Below are 22728 nucleotides of genomic sequence, written 5' to 3'. Positions count from 1 at the left end.
GCCGGCCGCGCGGACGCGGGGCCGGGCAGAGGGGCCTGGGCCGTCAGCGCGCGTGCTGCGGGAGCAGTCGCGAGACGGCCGACTCGGGGATCCCGACGATCCCGTCGAAGTCCGTGGAACGGCTGACGGCGGCCCACCGTTCGGCTTCGGCGGCACGGACGCGGGACGCCTGCTCGGCCATGCGCAGCGCGTCGGAGCCGAGCAGCAGCCGCAGCGGCGGATCGTCCACGTCGACCAGCCCGGCGATCACCCTGGCCGCGCGCCGCGGATCGCCCGGCTGGGCGCCGTCGGCCGCGCGCCGGTAGGCGTTGACCCGGCCGACGGTCCCCTCGTAGTCGGGTCCCACCGGGGGGATGCGCATCGACGAGCCGCCCCAGTCGGTGCGGAAGCCGCCGGGCTCGACGATGACCACGGTGATCCCCAGCGGCCGGACCTCGCTGTTGAGCACCTCGGAGAACCCCTCCACGGCGAACTTGGCCGCCTGGTAGGCGCCGAGCCCCGGCGTGCCGCCGACCCGGCCGCCGACGGAGCCGATCTGCAGGATGTGGCCGGACCGCTGGGCGCGCAGCACCGGCAGCGCGGCCTTGGTCATGGTGACGAGGCCGAACAGGTTGGTCTCGAACTGCGCCCGGAAGTCCTCGTCGGAGGTCTCCTCGATGGGCGAGGAGTTCGCGTACCCCGCGTTGTTCACCAGCACGTCCAGGGAGCCGAACTCCCGCACGGCCAGCCGTACGGCGCGCTGGGCCGCGGCCGCGTCGGTGACGTCCAGCCGGACGGCGCGCACCCGGTCGCCGAAGGCGTGGACGAGGCCGTCCAGCCGCTCCGGCCGGCGCGCGGCGGCGACCAGGCGGTCGCCGCGTTCGAGCACCTCTTCGGCGAGCGCCCGTCCCAGGCCTCGGGACGCGCCGGTGATGAGCCAGGTCCTCGACATGATCGGATCCTTTCTGTCGCGAATTCAGCGCGCCCCGGCGCCCGCCGGGACCCGCCCGGCCGTCTCGGCGCCGGACGTCGTACGGCGGCGGGCCGCCGGAACGAGCAGCGCCACGGCGACGGTGGCCGTCAGGGTCGCCGCCAGCACCAGGAAGCCGGTGGTGAAGCCCGACTCGTACGGCAGGCCGTCGGCGCGCGGGTGGCCGGTGACGATGGAGCTGACCACGGCGGTGCCGATGGAGCCCCCGATGGTGCGGATGTTGGTGTTCATTCCGCCGGCGACGGCGGTCTGGCCGGCCGGCACGCTCTGCACGATCAGGTTGGTCATCGAGGCGTAGGCCAGACCGAGCCCGAGTCCGAACACGGCGGTCGCGGCGGCGAGCTGCCAGGGCCGGTCGTGGTAGAGGGCGACGCCGGCGCTGGACAGCGCGCCGAGCGCGCACCCCCACACGAGCTGGGCCTTGACCCCGACGACGCGGGTGATCGGGCCGCTCACCGTGCCGGCGACGGCCATCGTGACGAGCATCGGCAGCATCAGCAGCCCGGCCTCGGTCACGCTCGACCCGAAGCCGTAGCCGGTGACCTCCGGCGGGATCTGCATGAACTGCGGCAGGAAGGCGTACGAGGCGAACATGCCCGCGCCGAACAGCAGCGCGACCAGGTTGGTCGTCCACACGGCCGGCAGCCGCATCATGCGCATGTCGATCAGCGGGTCGCGCGAGCGCAGCTCGACCGCGATCCATGCGGCGAACAGCACCACGGCGGCGGCGAGCGGCGCGATCACGGCGGCCGAGCCCCAGCCCCAGGAGGACGCCTCGCTGAGCGGGACCAGCAGCGTCACCAGCCAGCCCGACAGCAGCGCGGCGGCGGCCCAGTTGACCCGCCCGGGGGTGCGGACCGGGGACCGCGGGACGTACCGGTACGCCAGGACCGCGGTGGCGGCGACGAGGATCATGGGGATCCAGAACAGCCACCGCCAGCCCAGGGCCGCGACGATCGGGCCGGCCAGCACGATTCCGACGCCGCCTCCGGTGGCGATGACGGCGGACAGGACGCCGACCATCGAGGGCACCCGGGCGGCGGGGAACTCGTCGCGGACGATCCCGAACGCCACGGGGAACACGGCGCCGCCGAGCCCCTGCACGACCCGTCCGGCGATGAGCACCCCGACGTTGGGGGCGAGGGCGGCGACCAGGCAGCCGAGCGCGATGGCGGCCAGCGCGACGAGCAGCGCGCGCTCCTTGCCGATCATGTCGGCGATGCGGCCCATCAGGGGTGTGGCGACGGACGCGGACAGCAGCCAGGCGGTGAGCACCCAGGTCACCGTGCTCTGATCGGTGTGCAGGTCGTGCTGGATGGTGGACAGCACGGGGCTGACCAGGGATTGGAGCATGGAGAACGCGGCCGTGGCGGCGGACAGCGCGAGGAACGTCAGCCGCCGCGGCGAGGTGGTGCGTGACATGGACATCCTTCTGACAGGAGGAACCGGCGCGCCGCGGCGCGGCCGGGTCAGGGCGCCCTGGCCGAGGGCAGGGTTGAACGGCATGAATGGCGATAGACAGGGACGGCGAGGTGGGGGTGGCGAAGCAGGGCCACCGCGAACGCGAACGCCCGCCTGCTAAAGTTGAGGCGTGCCTCCACATTAGCGGAGGTATGCCTCCGATACAACCTCGGGAGGATCCCGGTGAACGAGAAGGCGGCCGAAGGCCCCCGGACGAGGGTGCGGCGCCCCCAGCGCGCCGACGCGCGGCGCAACTTCGACGCGCTGCTCGCCGCCGCGCGTGAGGCGTTCGCCGAACACGGCACGGGAGCCTCGCTGGAGGACGTCGCCCGGCGCGCCGGTGTCGGCATCGGCACGCTCTACCGCAACTTCCCCACCCGGCAGGACCTGTTCGACAGCGTCTACCTGGACGAGATCGACGAGCTGTGCAACGCGGCGGGGCAGGTCGCGGACCTGCCGCCGTGGGAGGCGCTGGCCGCCTGGCTGCGCCGGTTCGTGGATTACGCGGCCACCAAGCGGGCCATCTACGAGGCGCTCAACCGCGACTCGGAGATGATGCGGTCGAGCCGGGCCGCGATGTACGAGGCGGGGGAGCCGCTGTTCGAGCGGGCGAGGGAGGCCGGGGTGGTCCGCGGCGACGTGAGCTTCGACGACGTCCTGCGGATGATCTCCGGCATCACCGGGGGCGGGTTCGTCGACGACGACCAGCGAGAGCGAGTGCTGGGCATGGCCCTCGACGGCGTCCGGGCCCGTCCGGCCTGAACCGGTTCCCGCTGGGGCAGGCCGGGCAACGGTCACGACAGGCGGCGGCCGGGCCGGCCGCCCGGGCCGTGCCGCGGGGTGCCGATGCGCCGCCGTCACCGTGGGGGGAAAGGTGGCGGGAAAACAGGAATGCCGGGCGGGGCCGACGGCCCCGCCCGGCTGATGTGCCCGGCGTGCTACCCGGCGATCGGGGTCACCGCGATCTTGTCGATGATCGGGGCGTACTTCGATCGGAGCAGGATGTCCGGGAAGGTCTCGGAGATGTAGGTGTCGCCGTCGAAGTTCGGCAGTTCTCGCGAGGCGAAGGCGACGGTGTTGGCTCCCTTCCTGAGCTGGACGGGGATGGTCAGCTCCCAGAAGTTGTCGGCGTGGAACGAGTGGGGGAACCAGGCCCGCTGCGGAGCGGCGCCGTTGACGGAGATCTCGGCGTGGCGGGCCAGCGGGTCGGGGTTGTAGTGGGACGCGGGGGACTGTTCGGGATTGGAGTAGCGAACGGTCAGCGCGTACGTCCCGTTCCTGGGGGCGGTGACGTCGAAGGTCAGGGTGCCGGCGTTGCCGGGGGCGCCGCCGATGCCGGTGACGGCCTTCCCGCCGCTCGCCAGCGGATAGGCGGCCACCTTGGCGGCGCCGGCGACGTGGGCCGACTCCGCCTCATACCAGGTCGGGGCGAGCGTGCCCTCGGTCTTCTCGACCCGCAGCCGGTCCAGCCGCACCCGGCCCGTCCGCGCAGTGTAGGTGATCTTGTTCACGCCGCCGGACAGGAACGTCTTGACCTGGGAGGACCCGGAGGGCTCGGTGATCTCCTGCCCGTTGACGGTCAGCGTGCCCTTGCCGCCGCCGCGCAGGTCCACGCCGAGCGTGGACTCGCCGTCGCCCGGCGAGTAGACCCAGAACGTCGCCGACTGTCCCTTGCGCAGGTCGGCCACGCCGGAGCCGGACACCTTCTTCTCGCTGTAGCCGGTGCTCGCTCCGTCGAGCGTGGCGTACTCGGCCTCGTAGATCGCCTCGCTCGCGGCCGGGTTGGCGAGAGACAGGTCGATCTTGTCGACGATCGCGTCCCCCTTGGTGGCGCGGGTGCCGTCAAGGCTCCTGGCGGCCAGGGTGATCGTGTGGTCCCCCTTGGACAGCGTGACCTTCGTGTCGGTGTGGTCCCAGACCACCCACTTGTACCCCAGCGGAAGGTGGAGCTCCCGCTCGTCCTTGCCGTCGACCCGGAGGAAGACGTTGGTCGGGCCCTGTGCCTGGACCGCGCTGGAGGTGTTCAGCGAGTTCGCGAAGACCGACAGGTCGTACGTGCCGTCCCGCGGGACCGACACCGAGAAGTTCAGCGTGACGTCGGAGCCGGTGCGCAGCCCGCCGACGTCGTAGCCGCCGGAGGTGTAGAACCTGCCGACGTCGGACGGAGTCCCCTCGGGGCCGTTCCTGCTGTACGCCGCGCCGGTGTGGCCGGCGTCCTCCGCCTCGTACGTGGCCTGCCAGAGCGTGGTCGCCGGAGTGCCGGAGGCGGCGTGGTCGCCGGGGGTGAGGATGATCTGGTAGGCCGACGACTCCTTCAACGCGGGCAGCGCGGACCCGAACTCGAAGCTCACCGCGCCGTCCGTCACCTTCCGGTTCAGCTCGGCGACGACGCGGGGCTGCGCGGAGTCGCCGATCTGGCCGGTCCAGGGGATCTCCTGGATCAGGGCGTGCACCGTGCCGCCGAACAGCGTGGTGTCGACGTCGTTGAAGTGGATGCCGACGAGACCGGACGCTCCGCCGAACAGCGCGCGGGCCTGTGCCTTGGCCTTGTCGAGTGTCGCGACGCCCTGCAGCGTGTAGCTGACGTTCGGCCGCGGCGGGGTGACCTTGACCGTGTTGCCGGTCATCTGGCCGTAGGCGTGGAGCAGCCACCACTGGCCGTTGCCGCGATTGGCCTGCACGGCCGAGTCGGACAGGTTGCCGTCGATGTTCCAGTACGCGATGTCGGCGTCGACCTTCGACTCCTCGATGGCCGAGGCCCACTGGACCATCTGGCCGGGCACCGAGGTGTGGTAGTTGAAGGCGTACTCGTCCAGGTTGATCGGGAGTTGCCTGCCCTCGTACGGGGTGCCCGTGAAGATGGACTGCTCCCACTGGCGGTATTTCGCCACGTTGGTGCGGATGCGGGCCGGGTCGCCCAGCTCGTGCCAGGTCATGACCTCGGGGACCGTCCCCGCCTGTACGGCGTGCCGCAGGAAGCCCTGCACCTGGTCGTACAGCACGCTGGTGTTGGGGCCGGCGATCCTGGCCTTCGGCATCCTGCCCTTGATCAGGGCGTTGACCTCGTCCCAGGCCTTGAAGTAGTACTGGGGGTCGCTCAGCCAATTGATCTTGTTGTAGCTCCACGCGCCGGTGCCGAACATGTTGCCCTCGGGCTCGTTGAACGGCACGAAGACGATGTGGTCCTGATACTTGGGGTCGAGCTTGAGGACCTGGTCGACCTGCTTGGCGATCTTGGCCTTGAAGTCGTCCAGCCTGGCCTCGGGAGTGTCGCCGGGCCACTGGTAGGGGAAGCCGCGGTAGATGTCGGTCATGTAGATGTACACGTCGCCGCCGGTGCTGTCGGCGAGCGGCTTGACCACCTCCAGCGCGTCGGCGCCGGGGTGCTGCAGGCCGTCCTGGGCCTTCGTCGCGACCGTGCGCAGCCGCATGCCCTCGAGAAGGTTGGAGGTAGGCACGCCCTCGCCGTACACGCCGTACAGGGTGCCCGACGCGCCGCCGTGGAAGGCGCCGGTCTCGGTGCCGAGGTCGATGGTCAGGTCGTTGGCGACGACCTTGACCGCGGCCTCGACCGTGGTCCCGTACGCGGTGCCCTTGACGGTGAACCTGCCCGGCTTGGCGTAACCGGCCGGGTCGACCGCCTCCCAGGTGACCGGCACGCCCCGGCGGATGCCGTCGGAGAACTGCGCGTTGACGGTCGCGGGCAGTGCCGGCGCGGTGCCCGGGTAGGTGACGATCTCGAAGGAGGTCTGCTCGACCTTGGTGAGAGTGGCCTTGTGGTCTCCGGCGAGCTCCGCGACCTGCTCGGCGTTCATGGCGGCGTCGTAGACGCGGAAGTCGTCCAGGTCGCCGGCCAGGAAGGGGTGCCCGCCCCAGAACGGCTTGCCCAGGAAGCCGGAGGTGCCGTTGCGGTCGGAGTGCATCACCGCGGCCAGGTCGATCTGCGCGGTGGTGCTGCCGATGGCCACGCCGTTCACGTAGTAGGTGAGGGTCCTGCCGTCGATCGTGGTGACGAGGTTGACCCACTGACCGGTGGGCAGCTTCTGCGCGCCCGGCACCCCCACCTCGGCGCTGCCGTTGACCGGCTTGATGGACGATCTCGTGGTCGCGTCGCCCGCGTAGGACGGGGTGACGAAGGTGGCGGTCGCGGCGTCCTTGCCGAGGTTGTAGACCCACTGGAAGTCGGCGCCGCCCGCCCACTTCAGCCAGGTGGAGACGGTCATCGCGTGGCGGTCGCGGAACAGGCCGTTCGGGATCGTCACGTAGGGGGCGGTCGCCGAGCCGGTCGGGCCGCCGGGCAGCGACAGGGCCTGCGTGCCGTCGGGACCCGCGGCGGCCTTGGCCGACCCGGGGTTGGCCAGGGCTCCGTCGAGACCGGACGGGGAGCGGTCCTCGACGACGCCGCTCGACAGGTCGCCTTCGAAGTCGTAGTGGAGGACGAGTGCCGGTGCGCCGGCGCTGTCGGTCGGTGAGGCGTGCGCCGGTAAGGCGGCAAGGGGGATCGCGGTCATCGCGAGGGCGGAGACGAGAACGGCGTGAGGCGCGAGCCTGCGTGCTCGCCCGGACAAGGGTACGGCCATGCGCTGTCCCATTCGCGGGGGGAGTGAGTGGTGAGTCGAATCGATTCGGCGAATCGATTCGACTGGACGATAAGCGGGGTGCCGCGAAGTGGTCAAGGGCCGGAAACCCTCGCGGCACGTCATCGTCATCGCGCCGTCACGCGCGGACGCGTGTCACGGCGCCCGCCCGGCACGGCAGCGGGGCGAAGCCGGGAAGCCGTTACGGCGCACATCGGCGGCGATCCGCAAATCCTGCCGCGCATCCCATTGACGGAGACGACGAACCGGGCCTATCGTCAGCGAACCGATTCGCCGAATCGGTTCGACTCCAATCGGAAACAGGCGCGTAACGCTGTCAGCGGAGGTCACGTCAATGAGATCAGGGTCAAGCGGCCGGCGTGTGACCGGCATGGGCGCGGCGGTGCTGGCCGCCGCCGCCGCCGGGCTGGCCGCCTGCTCGTCACCGTCCGGCGGCGGTGCTTCGACGAGCTCGAGCCAGGCCGCCGGGAGCGGGACCTACACGATCTGGGATCCGTACCCCCAGTACGACAAGAGCTCCGAATGGGTGAAGCTGCTGGAAACGTGCGGCACCCAGGCGGGGACGAAGGTCGAGCGGACCGGCTACGACACCAGCGATCTGACGAACAAGGCGCTGCTGGCGGCCCAGCAGGGCAACTCACCCGACGTGCTCATCGTGGACAACCCGGTCGTCTCGACGCTGGCCGAGGCCGGCGTGCTGACGACGACCGAGGAGAACAGGCTCGACGTCTCGTCGATCGCGCCGAACCTCCTCGCGGCGGGCCAGATCGGCGGCAAGACGTACGGGGTCCCGATCGGGGCGAACACCCTCGCCCTCTATTACAACAAGGAGGTGTTGAAGAAGGCCGGGGTGGACGCGGCGGCGGTGAAGGACTGGGCGTCGCTGACCGCGGCGCTGGAGAAGGTGAAGGCGGCGGGCAAGAAGGGCATCACGTTCTCGGCCATCGGCACCGAGGAGGGCAGCTTCCAGTTCCTGCCGTGGTTCTGGGGCTCCGGCGCGAACCTCACCAAACTGGACTCGCCCGAGGGCGTCTCGGCGGTGGCCCTGTGGGCCGACTGGCTCAAGAAGGGCTACGCCCCCAACTCGGTCATCAACAACACCCAGACGACGAGCTGGCAGGAGTTCGCCGGCGGCGACTACGCCTTCGCGGAGAACGGCACCTGGCAGCTCGCCAACGCCAAGAAGACCGGCTTCGACTACGGCATCATCCCGATCCCCGGCAAGGACGGCGGCACGGCTCCCGCCCCGACCGGCGGCGAGTTCGTCGGCATCCCGGTGCAGTCGGACACCGCCCGCTACGCCACCTCCCAGAAGCTCGTGAGCTGCCTGACGAGCACGGACAACTCCCTCACCACGACGACGACGCTGTCGTACATCGCGCCCACGGAAGCGGTGCAGGCCAAGCAGGTCGAGCAGAACGCCGAGCTGAAGGTGTGGGTGGAGGCGGTCAAGGCGGCCAAGGGCCGCACCAGCGACAACCTCGGCACGAAGTATCCGAAGATCTCCGAGCCCATGTGGGGCGCGGTGCAGGCGGCGCTGAGCGGTTCCACGGCTCCGCAGGAGGCGATGGCGGCGGCGCAGTCGGCGGCGGCGAGCGCGACGCAGTAATGAGCATGAGCCGAGTGACACGAACGCCGGTGCGTACCGCCCGCGCCCCCGTCCCCGCTCAGGGGCGGGAGCGCCGGGCGGGACGCACTCGCCCGGGACAGGGGGCAGCGGGGCAGTGGGCGGCGTGGGCGTTCCTCGCCCCCGTCGTCGTCTACCTGCTGGTCTTCTACGCCTACCCGCTGTATCGCAACGTCGAGCTGAGCCTGCGGAACTACACGGTGCGCTCGTTCGTGCGGGGGGACGCGCCGTTCGCCGGATTCGCCAACTACGCCAAGGTGTTCGCCGACGCCACGTTCGGCCCGGCACTGTGGCACACGATCGTGTTCACGCTGGTGTCGCTGGCCTTCCAGTTCGCCATCGGGCTGGCGCTGGCGTTGTTCTTCCAGAAGAACTTCCGGCTTTCGGCGACGTTGCGGGCGCTGTTCCTGGTGCCGTGGCTGCTGCCGCTGATCGTGTCGTCCTCGACCTGGTCGTGGATGCTCAACAGCGACTCCGGCGTGGTCAACGCCGCCCTGAGCCGGGTCGGCGCCGGCCCGGTCAACTGGCTGACCTCCCCCGACTGGTCGCTCTGGTCGGTGATCATCGCGAACATCTGGATCGGCATCCCGTTCAACCTGGTCGTGCTCTACAGCGGCCTGCAGGCGATCCCCTCGGCCGTGTACGAGGCGGCGGCGCTGGACGGAGCCGGCGCCTGGCAGCGGTTCCGGCGGGTGACCTTCCCGCTGCTGCGCCCCGTGTCGGCGATCACCGTCCTGCTGGGGCTGGTCTACACGCTCAAGGTGTTCGACATCATCTGGATCATGACCAAGGGCGGGCCGAGCGGTTCCTCCACCACGTTCGCCACCTGGTCCTACCGGCTCGGCTTCGGCAACCTCGTGCCCTCCTTCGGCCCCGGCGCGGCGGTGGGCAATCTGCTGATTCTCATGGCGCTGGCCTTCGGGCTCGTCTACATCCGCGTGCAGCGACGGCAGGCCGCGGCATGAGGCGTCTCAAGACCGCCGTCGGGCTGGCGCTGACGGCCGTGATGCTGTTCCCGGTCTACTGGATGGTCAACGTGTCGTTCACGCGGGACCAGGACATGCGCAAGACGCCGCCGTACTGGTTCCCGGTCCACGGCACGCTGGACGGCTACCGGGCGGTGCTGGAGCGGCAGCTGCCCTACCTGGGGGTGAGCCTGGTCGTCGGGCTGGGCACCGTGCTCCTGACCCTGCTGGTCTCGGCGCCGGCCGCGTACTCGCTGGCCAAGCTGCGGCCGCGCGGGGGCGGCGTGCTGAGCTTCGTGCTGCTGATCGCCCAGATGATCCCCGGGATCATCATGGCGATGGGCTTCTACGCCATCTTCCTCACCACCGGCGTGCTGAACACGGTCCCAGGGCTGATCGTGGCCGACTCCACCCTCGCGGTGCCGTTCGCGGTGCTGATCCTCACCACGTTCATGTCCGGCATTCCCGAGGAGCTGCTGCAGGCGGCCCGGGTGGACGGCGCCGGGGTGGTGCGCGCCTTCTGGTCGATCGTGCTTCCGGTCTCCCGCAATTCGATCATCACGGTGTCGCTGTTCGCGTTCCTGTGGGCCTGGTCGGACTTCGTCTTCGCCTCCACCCTCGACCAGGGCGGCGCCCACCAGCCGATCACGCTCGGCATCTACCACTACATCGGCAACAACAACCAGGAGTGGAACGCCATCATGGCCACCGCCGTGGTCGCGTCCATCCCGGCCACCGTCCTGCTCGTCGTCGCCCAGCGTTACGTCGCCGCGGGCGTCACCGCCGGCGCCGTCAAGGACTGAACCTTTTCGAGAAGGGACCCCCTCTTCATGACCGTCGCCGCTTCAGGCCCGGTGTTCTCCCTGCGGGAAATCCCGTTCAGCTACCGCGGCTCCTGGTTCGGCTTCTCGCCGGTGGTCGGCGAGAAGACCTACGCCCGGGACGTGCATCTGGTCTCTCATCAGACCGGGATGCATCCGATCCTGCGGCTGGCGCCGTCCGCCGAGAGCGACGTCACCGCCAGGCCCCACCAGCTCACCTGGAGCCGCGCCGGCGGCCGGATCGACCTCGCGTACGAGAACGCCGACACGGTGCGGCTGCGCGGCCGGGGCCTCGGGCTGAGCCTCCTGGCCGCCGACCCCGTCCTGACGCCGTTCAGCGGCCCGTACTTCTACCAGGACCCGGTGGACGGATCGTTCGTCTTCACCGTCTATCAGACCGGGCGCCGCTACCGGGTCACGGTGCTCGCCGGGCAGGCCGAGGCGCGGGGCGCGCAGGCGCTCGGCACCGCCGAACGGGGCGTCGTCCTGAGCGGCGAGTGGGAGATCGCCGTCGAGGAGTACGAGACGGCTCGCGCCCCCTACAGCGGCACCGACACGTTCGAGCAGGTGGTCAAGGCGGCGCGGGCCGAGTTCGACGCGTTCACCGCGGCGGTCGCGCCCTGGCGCAGCGACCGGACGCCCGCGGCGGAGCTGGCCGCCTACGTCCTGTGGTCGGCGACCGTGCGCCCGGCCGGGTTCGTCGCCCGGCCCGCCGTGCTGATGTCCAAGCACTGGATGGACAAGGTGTGGAGCTGGGACCACTGCTTCAACGCCATCGCCCTCGCGGACGGCCTGCCCGGCCTGGCCTGGGACCAGTTCCGGCTGCCCTTCGACCACCAGGACGACGCCGGCGCGCTGCCCGACTCCGTCACCCACTCGGAGATCCTCTACAACTTCGTCAAGCCGCCCATCCACGGCTGGGCCCTGCGCCGCCTCCCACCGGCGGCCGAGCCGGAGGAGGTCTACCGGCTGCTCGAACGCTGGACGACCTTCTGGCTCACGGCGCGTCGTGTCCCCGGCCGTGAGCTGCCGCACTACCAGCACGGCAACGACAGCGGCTGGGACAACGCCACCACGTTCGACCCCGAACGCGTCGTGGAGACCGCCGACCTGGCCGCCTTCCTCATCCTGCAGATGCGCGAACTGTCCCGCCGGGCCCCGGACCCCGCCGCGGCGGCCCGCTGGTCCGGCGCCGCCGACCGGATGCGCGACGCGCTGCTCGCCGAGCTGTGGACGGGGGACGGGTTCGTCGCCCGCGGCGCGCACTCGGGGAGCACCTGGCGCAGCTCCAGCCTGCTCGACCTCATGCCCATCGTGCTCGGCGACGAGCTCCCCGGGCCGGTGCACACGGCGCTCGCCGCACGCATCGCCACGCACCTGACCGCGTTCGGACCGGCCACCGAACACCCCGCGTCCGAGCACTACCAGGACGACGGCTACTGGCGCGGACCGATCTGGGCCCCCTCGACGGTCCTCATCGAGGACGGCCTGCGCCGCGCCGGCCACACCGGGCTGGCCGACGAGATCAGCGCCCGCTTCCTGAGGCTCTGCGAGCGCTCGGGCTTCGCGGAGAACTTCGACGCCCGCACCGGTGAGGGGCTGCGCGACCGCGCCTACACCTGGACGGCCAGCGCCTACCTCATCCTCGCCGCCGCCCGACAACGGCGACTCGAACGGGGGACACGGCGGCTTTGACACGAGCGCGCACGCGTGCGTAGCCTGCATAACCAGCTGTCGAATCGATTCGAAACATCGTGTCGATGAGTTGCCGCGGGGGACGGGTGAACATCGGGGAGATCGCCAGGCGGGCGGGCGTGTCGCGGAGCACGGTCTCCTACGCTCTCAGCGGCAAGCGGGCGGTTTCCGCCGCGACCCGCCGGCGCATCCTGCAGGTCATCGACGACGTCGGCTACCGGCCCAACGCCAGCGCCAGAGCCCTGGCGGAGGGCCGCACCCGTACCATCGGCCTGGTCATCCCGCCCGCCGGGCGGCGGCTGACTCCGATCCAGCTCGGCTTCGTCGCCGACATCGTGGCCGCCGCCGGCCGGCGCGAGCTGGACGTGCTGCTGTCGCCCAGCGGCGGCGAGCACGACCGCTCGTTCGAGCGGATGGTCCGCGGTCGCCGCGTCGACGGTGTGATCCTGATGGAGGTCCGGCTGCGCGACGCGAGGGCCGCCCGCCTGCGGGAGTCCGGCGTGCCCTTCGTGGCGATCGGCCATACCGCGGACGCCGCGACCGGATACTGGGTGGATCTGGACTACCACGGGCTCGTCGCGAGCTGCGTGCGTCATCTGGCCGACCTCGGGCATCGCGAGATCGCCCTGATCAACCGGCCGCGAGAGTTCCTGGACTCCGGTTACGGCCCGGCCCGCCGCGCCCTGGACGGGTTCAACGCCGCCGCGGCGGAACGCTCCCTGGCCGCGACCGCCTCGTGCTGCCCCGACGAGGCGACGGCAGGTGAGACCTGCGTGGAGGACCTGCTGGCGGCCCGGCCGGGGGTGACCGGCGTCGTCACGGTGAACGAGGCGGCCCTGCCCGGCATCGAGCGCGCGCTGCGACGCCTCGGCCGCGCCGTACCCCGGCAGTTCTCCGTCACCGGAGTCGTGGGGCGGCACTGGGCCGAGGAGTTCCACCCGCCGCTCACCGCGGCCGACGTCCCGATCACCGACATGGCCGAAAGGGCCGTCGAACTGCTGGCCCAGCGCATGGCCGAGCCCGGCACGCCGCCCCGTCACGTTCTGCTCTCCCAGCCGATCTCCCTGCGTTCGAGCACGGCGCCGCCACCGTGATCGATCCGGGCCGATCCGGCCCGACCGCCCGTTCCCGCCCGGCCTGCCCGAGAGGATAGGTTGGCTCCCGATCATCTGGGCGCGGTCGCGATGGGGAGGTGCGGGACGTGGTGCCGTCCATGCTCGGCGGTCGTTACGAGCTGGAGGAGCTGATCGGCCAGGGCGGGATGGGCGAGGTCTGGCGGGGCCGGGACCTGCGGGCGCACCGTCCCGTGGCGGTGAAGATCCTCGCGCCGCAGGTCGCCGGGGTCGCCTCGCGGGAGCGCTTCGCCCGCGAGGCCCGTGCCGCCGCCCGCGTCGTCCATCCGAACGTGGTGACGGTGCTCGACGTGGGCGAGCAGGACGCGCGGCCGTACCTGGTGATGGAGCTGCTCACCGGCCGCAGCCTGGCCGCCGAGCTGCTCGACCGGGGACGGTACGGCGTGGCGGAGGCGTGCGACCTCATGAGCCAGGCCGCCGCGGGCCTGGACGCCGCCCACCGCGCCGGGGTCGTGCACCGGGACGTCAAGCCCGCCAACCTGCACCTCACCGCGAGCGGCGTGCTCAAGGTGGTCGACTTCGGCGTCGCCCAGGTGGCGACCGAGGCGGCGCGGCTCACCATGGTGGGCACCGTCGTCGGCACCGCCGCCTACCTGGCTCCGGAGCAGATCGACGGCAGGGGCGGCGGGGCCGCCTGCGATCTCTACGCACTGGGATGCGTCTGCTACGAGCTGCTGTGCGGGCATCCGCCGTTCACCGGGTCGGCTCCGGAGCTGGTGTATCAGCACATCCACCAGGCCCCGGTGCCGCCCGGACGGCACCGCCCCGACATCCCCGCCGAGCTGGAGCGCCTGATCATGGCGTTGCTGGCCAAGGACCCCGCCGCCCGTCCCGCCGACGCGGAGGTCGCGCGCCGGGTCCTGGCGGCCGTCGCCCTCTCCGCGGGGGAGCCCGTCCGGAGGGCCGGGACACCGGCGCCGCCCCCGCCGCAGGCGTCCTACACGGACGGCGCGCGTGCGGGCGACACCGCGCTGCTCGACGCCCCGCCGCCCGCCGGCCCTCCCGGGCGTACTCCGGGGGCGTCGCCCGAGCGGCGCACGCTCATCCGGCTCGGCGCCGCGGTGGCGGGGCTCGCCGCGGTCACGATCGGGGTGGCGGCGCTGTCCGACGGCGGCGGGCAGGCGGAACCCGCGGTCGCCGCCCAGTCGCCGGCGGCCACCGGCGCCGGGACGTCACCCACCCCGACGAGGAAGGTCACGGCCAGTCCGACGCCCCGGCTGTCCAGGACACCGTCCCACAGTCCGTCTCCGAAGCCGTCGCCCACGCCGTCCACGCGCCGCGTCTACCGGAGCTACCAGGAGTGGCTGGCCGCCTTCGACCACGCCGTCCAGGAGCAGGAGAGCCGGGGCGGGATCGAGCCGAAGCTGGCCCGCGACGCCCACGAGGCGATCAGGAAGACGGCCAGGGACATGTCCAGGGGCCGGGACAGGGGTGACAAGGCCGCGCGGCGCGTCCGCGACCTGCTCATCAAGCTGAGAAAGGCGTACCAGTCCGGCAGGCTGGCCGACGGCCCGCTGGTCGACTTCCTGAACGCCACCGGCCTCAGCGCGCGGGAGGACGACGACTGAGGTCCTCGACCGGCCCGATGTCGCGGGTCCACGAGCCGAGCACGAGCAGGGTCTTGGTGCCTGTCACGTCGCCGGCGCGGCGCAGCCGGTCGATGACCTGCTGGAGGTGGCCGAGGTCGCGGACGCGGACGTGGATGAGCGCGTCCGGGTCGCCCGCGATGGTGAACACCTCCTGCACCTCCGGCACGTCCGTGGCGGTACGGACGATCTTGCCGACCGGCGTGGTGCCGGGATAGCGCAGTTCGGTGAACGCCTCGATGCCCCAGCCGAGCTTGGCGTAGTCGATCCGCACGGTGAAGCCGGTGATGACGCCGATCTCGCGCAGGCGGTCGACCCGCCGCTTCACCGCGGCCACCGACAGGCCGATCTCGGCGGCCATCTCGGAGAACGTCCTGCGCCCGTCCTCGCGCAGCAGGCGCAGCAGCCGGTGGTCGATGTCGTCGATCTCCGCCATGGGCACGCTCCCTCTCGTCGCCGGCGTCGGCGCAAAGAACAGTAGCGGTCCGGGCGGGCTCCTCCATCTTTTTGCGTCTTTGCGGCCCCTTCTCGCGTGATGCTTGCGCGTACGCCGGGACATTGGTGTGCTGTGGGCCACCCCCAGACCTCAGGAGGTTCGCCCGTGTCCACGCCTCCCGTCTCGCTCGACGACAAGTACGCGGCCGAGAACGGCACCGTGCTGATCTCGGGCGTCCAGGCCCTCGTCCGGCTGACCCTGGAGCAGCGCCGCCTCGACGCCGCGCGCGGCCTGGACACGCGGGTCTTCGTCTCCGGATATCCCGGCTCGCCGCTGGGCGGGGTCGACCTGGAGATGGCGAGGGCCGCGCGGTTCCTCGAAGAGGCGGGCGTGGTGGCCCGGCCCGGCCTCAACGAGGAGCTCGCGGCGACGGCGGTCGCGGGCACCCAGCTTCTCGCCCAGGTGCCGGGCCGCCGGCACGAGGGGGTGACCGGGTTCTGGTACGGGAAGAACCCGGGCCTCGACCGGGCCGCCGACGCGATCCGGCACGGCAACCTCGCCGGCACCGCGCCGCTCGGCGGCGCGGTGGCCTGGATCGGCGACGACCCCGGCAGCAAGTCGTCGACCGTGCCCAGCTCCTGCGAGCCGATGTGCCAGAGCCTGTCGATGCCGCTGCTCGCCCCCGGCTCGGTGGCCGAGGTCGTCGAGCTCGGGCTGCACGCGGTGGCGCTGTCGCGGGCCACCGGCCTGTGGGCCGGCCTGAAGATCGTCGCGGACGTCGCCGACGCCTCCGCCACCGTCGACCTCGGATCGCTGCGCGCGACCATCCGGTCCGGTGTCCCGGCGCCGGACCGCGCCGACCGCGGGGCGCCGCCCACCCTGGTCGGCCCGCCCTCGCTGGAGGCCGAGCACGACATGCTCACCCGCAGGCTCGGCCTGGCCCGCGAGTACGCCCGCGCGAACGGCCTCAACCGGGTCACCCACGACGCGCCGCGGGCCACGACGGGCGTGCTCGCGTCCGGCACCTCCTACGCCGTGGTCCTGCGCGCCCTGGCCGACCTCGGCCTGGACGAGGCCGCGATGGACCACCTCGGCCTGCGGCTCATCCGGCTCGCCATGCCGTTCCCGCTCGCGTACGACGACCTCGCCGCCATGACCGCCGGGCTCGACCGGGTGATCGTGGTCGAGGACAAGGTGCCGTTCCTGGAGGGGCACCTCAAGCAGGCGCTGTACGACACCGGGCAGCGTCCCGACGTCATCGGCCGGGAACTGCTGACGGCGCGCGGCACGCTCGGCGCCGAGGACGTGGCCGGGGCGCTCGCCACCTGCCTCGGCCCTGACCGGCTTCCCCGGCAGGCGGCCATCCTGTCGCCCGCCCCGTCCGCGACCCGAGCGAAGCGCCGTACGCTCCCGCTGGTCGCCGCCCGCACGCCGTACTTCTGCTCGGGCTGCCCGCACAACGCCTCCACGCGCGCCTCCGACGACACGTTGGTGGGCGCGGGCATCGGCTGCCATGCCATGATCGCCTTGGACGGGAACGGACGCGGCAGGCAGGTCGGCATGACGCAGATGGGGGGCGAGGGCGCCCAGTGGTTCGGCCTGGCCCCCTTCACCTCCGACCGCCACTTCACCCAGAACCTCGGCGACGGCACCTTCCACCACTCCGGCTCGCTGGCCGTACGCGCCGCCGTCGCGGCCGCCGTCTCGATGACGTACAAGCTGCTCTACAACGACGCGGTGGCGATGACCGGCGGGCAGCGCGCCGAGGGCCGCCTCGACGTCCCTGCGCTGACGCGGTGGCTGGCGGCCGAGGGCGTGCGCCGGGTCGTGATCACCACCCCGGAGCCCGAGACCTACCGGGGCGTCCGGCTGGCGCCGCTCGCGTCCGTACGGCACCGCGACGACCTCGCGGCCGTGGAGAAGGAGCTCGCCGCGATCGACGGGGTGACCGTGCTGATCCACGACGACCGCTGCGCGGCCGAGGAGCGACGGCTGCGCAAGCGCGGCAAGCTGCCCGCGGCGCCGGCCAGGGTGGTGGTCAACGAGCGTGTGTGCGAGGGCTGCGGCGACTGCGGGGACGTGTCCACCTGCCTGTCCGTCCAGCCGGTGGAGACCGAGTTCGGCCGCAAGACCCGCATCCACCAGGCGTCGTGCAACTCCGACCTGAGCTGCCTCAAGGGCGACTGCCCGTCGTTCCTGCTCGTCGAGCCACGTCCCCGGGCCCCGCGTACGGTGCCCGGGCCGCCGGTGGCGCTGACCGAACCCGTGCCGCGGTTCCCGGACCGCTCGGCGCTGCTGCGGATGCCGGGCATCGGCGGCACCGGGGTGGTGACCGTCTCGCAGATCCTGCAGATGGCCGCCCACCTCGACGGCCTGCACGCCGCCGGCCTGGACCAGACCGGGCTGGCGCAGAAGGGTGGTCCCGTCGTCAGCGACGTGCGGATCTCCCCGCGGCCGATCACCGGCTCGGTGCGCGCCGCCCGCGGCACCGCCGACGTCCTCGTCGGCTTCGACGTGCTCGGCGCCGCCGCGGACGACACCCTCGCCGTCGCCTCGCCCGGGCGTACGGTCGCCGTCGTGAACACCGCGATCGTGCCGACGGCCGCCATGGTCACCGGCCGTGCCGCGCTCCCCGGACCCGAGGACGCGGTCGCCCGCATCGCGTCGGCCACCGTGCCTGACGCGGTCCTCCATCTGGACGCCGGAGCGCTGTCCGAGGCGCTGTTCGGCGACCACATGCCCGCCAACCTCGTGCTCGTCGGCGCGGCCTACCAGCACGGCTGCATCCCGATCTCGGCGGACGCGATCGAGCGGGCCATCCGCCTCAACAAGGCCGCGGTGGAACAGAACCTCGCGGCCTTCCGCTGGGGGCGCGCCGCCGTGATCGACCGCGAGGCCGTGTTCCGGGCCGCGACCCCGCAGTCAGTGATCGCGCCGCCGCCCCCGGTGCCGGTCGACGCCGACGCGAGCGGTGAGCTGGAGCAGACGCTCGCCGTGCGCGTCGCCGACCTCACCGGCTACCAGAACGCGGCCTACGCCCGCTCGTACGAACAGGACGTGCGCCGGGTGGCGGCGCTGGCCGCCGAGCGGGCGGGGGAGGAGGCCGGCGTGCGCGTGGGGCTCGCGTACGCCCGGGGGCTGCACAAGCTCATGGCGTACAAGGACGAGTACGAGGTCGCCCGGCTGCACCTCGACCCGGTGGAGCGGGCCCGGCGCGAGCGGGAGTTCGGCCCGGGCGCCGCCGTGTCGGTGCTGCTGCACCCGCCGCTGCTGCGGGCGATGGGCCTGAAGCGCAAGATCAGGCTGCGCCGGTCCGCCGGCGTCGTGTTCCGCGGGCTGCGGGCCGCCCGCGTGCTGCGCGGCACCGCGTTCGACGTGTTCGGGCACGCGGCCGTCCGCCGGGTGGAGCGTACGCTGGTCGTGGAGTATCGCGAGCTGGTGCGGCGCGCGCTCGGCCGGCTCACCCCGGCGACCGCCGCGGCCGTCGCCGAGATCGCCGCCCTGCCGGACCTGATCCGGGGATACGAGGACATCAAGCTCGCCCGTGTGGCCGAGTTCCGCGACCGCGCTGCCACCCTTCTCGCCCGGCTGGACGACCCCGCACTCGTGGAGGCACCGTGATCGTGGTGGCGTCGTGATCGTGGTGGCGTCGTGATCGTGGTGGCACCGTGATTGTGGAGGCTCAGTGACTTTCGGAGGCACCGTGACCGTCGACCGTCTGCTCCCCGGCCAGGACGCCCGGGACCTCATCGAGCTGACCCGTGAGATCGCCGACAAGGAACTCGCCCGCCGCGTCGACGAGCACGAGCGCGCCGAGACCTACCCCGAGGGCCTGTTCGCCACGCTCGGCGCCGCCGGACTCCTCGGCCTGCCCTACCCGGAGGAGTACGGCGGGGGCGGCCAGCCGTACGAGGTGTATCTCCAGGTGATCGAGGAGCTGGCCGCGCGCTGGGCCGCCGTCGCGGTCGCGGTCAGCGTGCACACGCTGTCGTGTCTGCCCGTGGCGGTGTACGGCACCCCGGAGCAGCGGGAGCGCTGGCTGCCGGACATGCTCGCCGGGCGGCTGGTCGGCGGCTACAGCCTGTCGGAACCCCAGGCCGGGTCGGACGCCGCGGCGCTGACCTGCAAGGCCGAGAAGACCGAGGACGGCTACCGGATCACCGGCACCAAGGCGTGGATCACCCACGGCGGCCGGGCGGACTTCTACGCGCTGTTCGCCCGCACCGGCTCCGGCCCGCGCGGCGTCTCCTGCTTCCTCGCCCCGGGCGCCGCCGAGGGCCTGACCTTCGGCCGCCCCGAGGAGAAGATGGGCCTGCACGCCATCCCCACCACGACCGCCCATTGGGACGGCGTGCTGGTCGAGGCCGACCGCCTCATCGGCGGGGAGGGCCAGGGCCTGCCCATCGCCTTCGGCGCGCTCGACTCCGGCAGGCTGGGCATCGCCGCCTGCGCCGTCGGCCTCGCCCAGGCCGCGCTCGACGAGGCCGTCGCGTACGCCAAGGAGCGCGAGGCGTTCGGCAAGAAGATCATCGACCATCAGGGGCTCGGCTTCCTGCTCGCGGACATGGCCGCCGGGGTGGACTGCGCCAGGGCGACCTACCTCGACGCGGCCCGCCGCCGCGACGCCGGCCTGCCGTACAGCAGGCAGGCCAGCGTCGCCAAGCTGGTCGCGACCGACACCGCGATGCGGGTCACCACCGACGCGGTCCAGGTCTTCGGCGGGTACGGCTACACGCGCGAGTTCCGTGTCGAGCGCTACATGCGCGAGGCGAAGATCATGCAGATCTTCGAGGGCACCAACCAGATCCAGCGCCTCGTCATCAGCCGCCACCTCGCCCGCTGAAGAGTCGTCCGAGGACTACGGGGCCGTGGCGACGTGCCGCGGCCCGGCGGATAGGTTCGCGTGCATGCCGGATCATGACGTCTCCCCGCAGCGCGTGTCCCAATTCGTTCTCGGCCGAGAGCTGAGCATGGACAAGCGTGAGGTCCTGCGCCGGTTCGGGGTCGCGCCCCAGGACGTCGGGCCGCTTACCGACGAGGACGTGTACGAGCGCTTCGACGCCACCGGCGGCCGCTGCGACCTGGTCATGGTGATCGGGCTCGGAGATTGGACCGTCGCGGTGGAGAAGTACGGCTGGCAGGGGGTGCGTCCCGAGGTGCTTCGCGAGCTGTCGCGGGACGGCGGGCGAGCCGTGGCGGTGAGCCGACACGACTACGCGCACGACCACTTCGCCTACGCCGCCGACGGGCAGGTCCTCACCGCCTTCGATCCGGTCTTCCCCTGCCAGCGCCACGGCGCCGTCCCCGGCTGTTTGGACGGGTATCTGCGTGAGCTCGGCATCGACCCGGGGGCCGACGACCACATCGGCAATCACATACCCGCCGCCCTGGCGCTGGCGTCGAGGATCTCCGGTGTCCTGCTCACTCCCGGCCACCTTGAGGAACCGCTGCTCGGCGGGCGCATCACCCTTCCGGAGCAATCCGGGTGACCTTCCCGGACAGGATGAGCGGCGGGCGGGAAGCCGTACGCCCCCGTCGGTGTTCTTACCGATCACAACGTACTGTTAAGTGCGTTATATCCGCTTAATCCTGTTTTGGGGGAATTGTGGCGAAGCCGGTTCTGCAGATCGTCATCGCGAGCACCCGCCCGGGCCGGACGGGGCTGCCGGTCGCGGAGTGGTTCCACGAGCGCGCGGTGGCCCAGGACGCCTTCGAGGTCGAGCTCGTCGACCTCGCCGAGGTGAACCTGCCGTTCATGGACGAGCCGAACCACCCCCGGCTCCGGCAGTACGTCAACCAGCACACCAAGGAGTGGAGCGCGACCATCGAGCGCGGTGACGCGTTCGTGTTCGTCACGCCGGAGTACAACTACGGCTTCAACGCCGTGCTGAAGAACGCCATCGACTACCTGCACCACGAGTGGCAGTACAAGCCGGTCGGGTTCGTCAGCTACGGCGGCGTCTCGGCGGGCACGCGGGCGGTGCAGATGCTCAAGCAGGTCGTCACCACGCTGAAGATGGTGCCGGTGTTCGAGGCGGTCTCCATTCCCTTCGTCACCCAGTTCCTCGACGAGGAGGGCCGCCTGCAGCCCAACGACGTGATGAACACGGCGGCGGACGCGGTGCTGGCCGAACTGGCCCGGCTCGCCACCGCGCTGCGGCACCTGCGCCCCGCCGCCTGACGCTCAGGAGGGCAGCGCGCCGGTCTCCGGATCCCGCTCGGTGAGGCAGTAGACCCCGCCGGCCGGGTCGCGCATGACGATCCAGTGACGCCCCCGCGCCACGAACGCCGCGCCGTGCCGCTCGTGCAGTAAGCGAGCGGCCGCGGCGTCGGCGCAGGCCAGGTCGACGTGGGCCGAACGGCCTGGACCGGTGCCGAGCCGCTGCAGGAGGATCCGCACCGGCATCCCCGGCATCGCCGGCACCGTGAACTCGGGCAGCGATCCCCGGCGCGGGGGCCACGCGGTCAGCGCCGCCCAGAACGCGACCTCCTCCTCGTACGCGCCGGGCGCGATGTCGAGGCAGACCTGGTCGAGGCGGGTGCCGGCGAACACGGGCGGCCGCCGCACCGCCCCCGCCGCCCACCGCCCACCGCCCACCGCCTGGAGCTTCACGCAGGCGTCGCCGGACGCGGGCAGCAGCGTGGCGAACTCCCCGTCGTCGCCCCGCCGGGGAGACAGGCGCGTGCCCGTGACGGCGGTCCAGAACGCCGCGGCTTCCTCGAACCGCCCCCGCCGCCGGTCGAGGAAGGCATGCACCCACCGCACCGCGATCACGAGGCCTCCTCGAACAGTGGGAGCAGCGCCGTCTCCAGGTCCGCCGGGGCGCGGTACAGGACACCGGTCATGCCGAGCACCCTCGCCGCGTCGACGTTCTCGGCCCGGTCGTCGACGAACAGGCACCGCCGGACCGGGACTCCGGCTCGCCCGGAGGCGATCTCGAAGATCCTCGGGTCGGGCTTGGCCACACCCACGTCGTAACTGCTCACGACGTGGTCGAAGGCGTCGTGAAGCTCCAGCTCGCGCAGGTGTGCGGCCAGTTCGGAGGTGGCGTTGCTGACGAGCACGACGGGGACGCGGGCGCGCGCCCGCGTGAGCAGCGCGAGCACATCCTCGTCCGCCCAGGTGCGGGCGCCCACCCAGTCGGCGGTGAGCGCGCTCGCCCGCGGGGCCGAGCCCACCAGCCCGGCGAGGACGGGGACGGCCGAGGCCAGCCACTCCTCGCGGGTCACCAGCCCGGTCAGGGCCGGGACCACCAGCGCCGACTCGCCGGTCACCCGGGCCATCGTCCCTGGTTCCACCCCGTACGCCCGCTCGATCTCCGCCTGCTGCTCAAGATCCTGAAATTTCAGGACACCGTCGAAATCGCACAGCACCGCGTCGAATGGTCTGATCGCCACGGTCCGAGCCTACGACTCATGTTCCGGCGCCTCCTCGT

The 22728-nt window shown here is 72.1% G+C and carries 17 protein-coding genes; 11 read left to right on the top strand and 6 right to left on the bottom strand.

Features of this window, described 5'->3' with window-relative positions:
• Positions 1 to 43 precede the first annotated feature (43 nt).
• Together ABZ857_RS08625 and ABZ857_RS08620 are read right to left on the bottom strand one after the other, a co-directional pair.
• Positions 44 to 931: an oxidoreductase gene (locus ABZ857_RS08625; protein WP_357039705.1), complete on the bottom strand. Its 888-nt coding sequence runs from the start codon at positions 929 to 931 to the stop codon at positions 44 to 46.
• 24 nt (positions 932 to 955) lie between these two features.
• Positions 956 to 2392: an MFS transporter gene (locus tag ABZ857_RS08620; protein ID WP_357039702.1), complete on the bottom strand. Its 1437-nt coding sequence runs from the start codon at positions 2390 to 2392 to the stop codon at positions 956 to 958.
• A gap of 222 nt (positions 2393 to 2614) precedes the next feature.
• Here ABZ857_RS08620 and ABZ857_RS08615 point away from each other — a divergent pair, with 222 nt between their 5' ends.
• Complete coding sequence (locus ABZ857_RS08615; protein ID WP_357039699.1) at positions 2615 to 3193, top strand: helix-turn-helix domain-containing protein; 579 nt, start codon at positions 2615 to 2617, stop codon at positions 3191 to 3193.
• A 176-nt stretch (positions 3194 to 3369) separates the two neighbouring features.
• On the opposite strand, the gene ABZ857_RS08610 is transcribed toward ABZ857_RS08615, so the two are convergent.
• Positions 3370 to 7011, bottom strand: a complete 3642-nt coding sequence (locus ABZ857_RS08610; protein ID WP_357039696.1) for a LamG-like jellyroll fold domain-containing protein — start codon at positions 7009 to 7011, stop codon at positions 3370 to 3372.
• 352 nt (positions 7012 to 7363) lie between these two features.
• On the opposite strand from ABZ857_RS08610, the gene ABZ857_RS08605 reads away from it, so the two are divergent.
• The 6 genes from ABZ857_RS08605 to ABZ857_RS08580 all read left to right on the top strand — a co-directional run bounded on the left by ABZ857_RS08605 (position 7364) and on the right by ABZ857_RS08580 (position 14838).
• Complete coding sequence (locus ABZ857_RS08605; RefSeq protein ID WP_357039694.1) at positions 7364 to 8638, top strand: extracellular solute-binding protein; 1275 nt, start codon at positions 7364 to 7366, stop codon at positions 8636 to 8638.
• A 14-nt stretch (positions 8639 to 8652) separates the two neighbouring features.
• A complete protein-coding gene (locus tag ABZ857_RS08600) occupies positions 8653 to 9621 on the top strand; it encodes a sugar ABC transporter permease (protein ID WP_357039691.1) in 969 nt (322 codons plus the stop codon).
• Positions 9618 to 10424, top strand: a complete 807-nt coding sequence (locus ABZ857_RS08595) for a carbohydrate ABC transporter permease (RefSeq protein WP_357039688.1) — start codon at positions 9618 to 9620, stop codon at positions 10422 to 10424. The genes ABZ857_RS08600 and ABZ857_RS08595 overlap by 4 nt, the downstream gene beginning before the upstream one ends.
• A 27-nt stretch (positions 10425 to 10451) precedes the next feature.
• Complete coding sequence (locus ABZ857_RS08590; RefSeq protein ID WP_357039685.1) at positions 10452 to 12137, top strand: hypothetical protein; 1686 nt, start codon at positions 10452 to 10454, stop codon at positions 12135 to 12137.
• Between the two features lie 65 nt (positions 12138 to 12202).
• Entirely contained in the window at positions 12203 to 13231 is a 1029-nt protein-coding gene (locus tag ABZ857_RS08585) for a LacI family DNA-binding transcriptional regulator (protein ID WP_357039682.1), read from the top strand.
• A 107-nt stretch (positions 13232 to 13338) separates the two neighbouring features.
• Positions 13339 to 14838 carry a protein kinase gene (locus tag ABZ857_RS08580; protein WP_357039679.1) on the top strand — a complete coding sequence of 500 codons (1500 nt, stop codon included), beginning with the start codon at positions 13339 to 13341 and terminating at the stop codon, positions 14836 to 14838.
• On the opposite strand, the gene ABZ857_RS08575 is transcribed toward ABZ857_RS08580, so the two are convergent.
• Positions 14813 to 15292, bottom strand: coding sequence for an Lrp/AsnC family transcriptional regulator (locus ABZ857_RS08575; protein WP_193205244.1), 480 nt, complete (start codon positions 15290 to 15292; stop codon positions 14813 to 14815). The genes ABZ857_RS08580 and ABZ857_RS08575 overlap by 26 nt on opposite strands.
• A gap of 165 nt (positions 15293 to 15457) precedes the next feature.
• On the opposite strand from ABZ857_RS08575, the gene ABZ857_RS08570 reads away from it, so the two are divergent.
• The 4 genes from ABZ857_RS08570 (at position 15458) to ABZ857_RS08555 (ending at position 21473) form a co-directional block, all read left to right on the top strand.
• A complete protein-coding gene (locus ABZ857_RS08570; RefSeq protein ID WP_357039676.1) occupies positions 15458 to 18913 on the top strand; it encodes an indolepyruvate ferredoxin oxidoreductase family protein in 3456 nt (1151 codons plus the stop codon).
• Positions 18914 to 18995: 82 nt separating this feature from the next.
• Positions 18996 to 20135 (top strand): acyl-CoA dehydrogenase family protein, encoded by a 1140-nt coding sequence (locus ABZ857_RS08565; RefSeq protein WP_357039673.1) that lies wholly within the window; start codon positions 18996 to 18998, stop codon positions 20133 to 20135.
• A 64-nt stretch (positions 20136 to 20199) separates the two neighbouring features.
• On the top strand, positions 20200 to 20781 hold the full coding sequence (locus ABZ857_RS08560; RefSeq protein ID WP_357039671.1) for a DUF6461 domain-containing protein: 582 nt from the start codon (positions 20200 to 20202) through the stop codon (positions 20779 to 20781).
• 116 nt (positions 20782 to 20897) lie between these two features.
• Positions 20898 to 21473, top strand: coding sequence for an NAD(P)H-dependent oxidoreductase (locus tag ABZ857_RS08555; protein WP_357039667.1), 576 nt, complete (start codon positions 20898 to 20900; stop codon positions 21471 to 21473).
• A gap of 3 nt (positions 21474 to 21476) precedes the next feature.
• Here ABZ857_RS08555 and ABZ857_RS08550 read toward each other — a convergent pair whose 3' ends face one another.
• Together ABZ857_RS08550 and ABZ857_RS08545 are read right to left on the bottom strand one after the other, a co-directional pair.
• Entirely contained in the window at positions 21477 to 22067 is a 591-nt protein-coding gene (locus ABZ857_RS08550; RefSeq protein WP_357039664.1) for a VOC family protein, read from the bottom strand.
• Positions 22064 to 22690, bottom strand: a complete 627-nt coding sequence (locus ABZ857_RS08545) for an HAD-IA family hydrolase (RefSeq protein ID WP_357039661.1) — start codon at positions 22688 to 22690, stop codon at positions 22064 to 22066. The genes ABZ857_RS08550 and ABZ857_RS08545 overlap by 4 nt, the downstream gene beginning before the upstream one ends.
• Between the last annotated feature and the right edge of the window lie 38 nt (positions 22691 to 22728).

The sequence above is a fragment of the Microbispora sp. NPDC046933 genome, from assembly GCF_040644635.1.
Lineage (GTDB): Bacteria > Actinomycetota > Actinomycetes > Streptosporangiales > Streptosporangiaceae > Microbispora.
The sequence above is the reverse complement of the archived record's forward strand: the minus strand, read 5'-3'. Positions and strand labels throughout refer to the sequence as shown.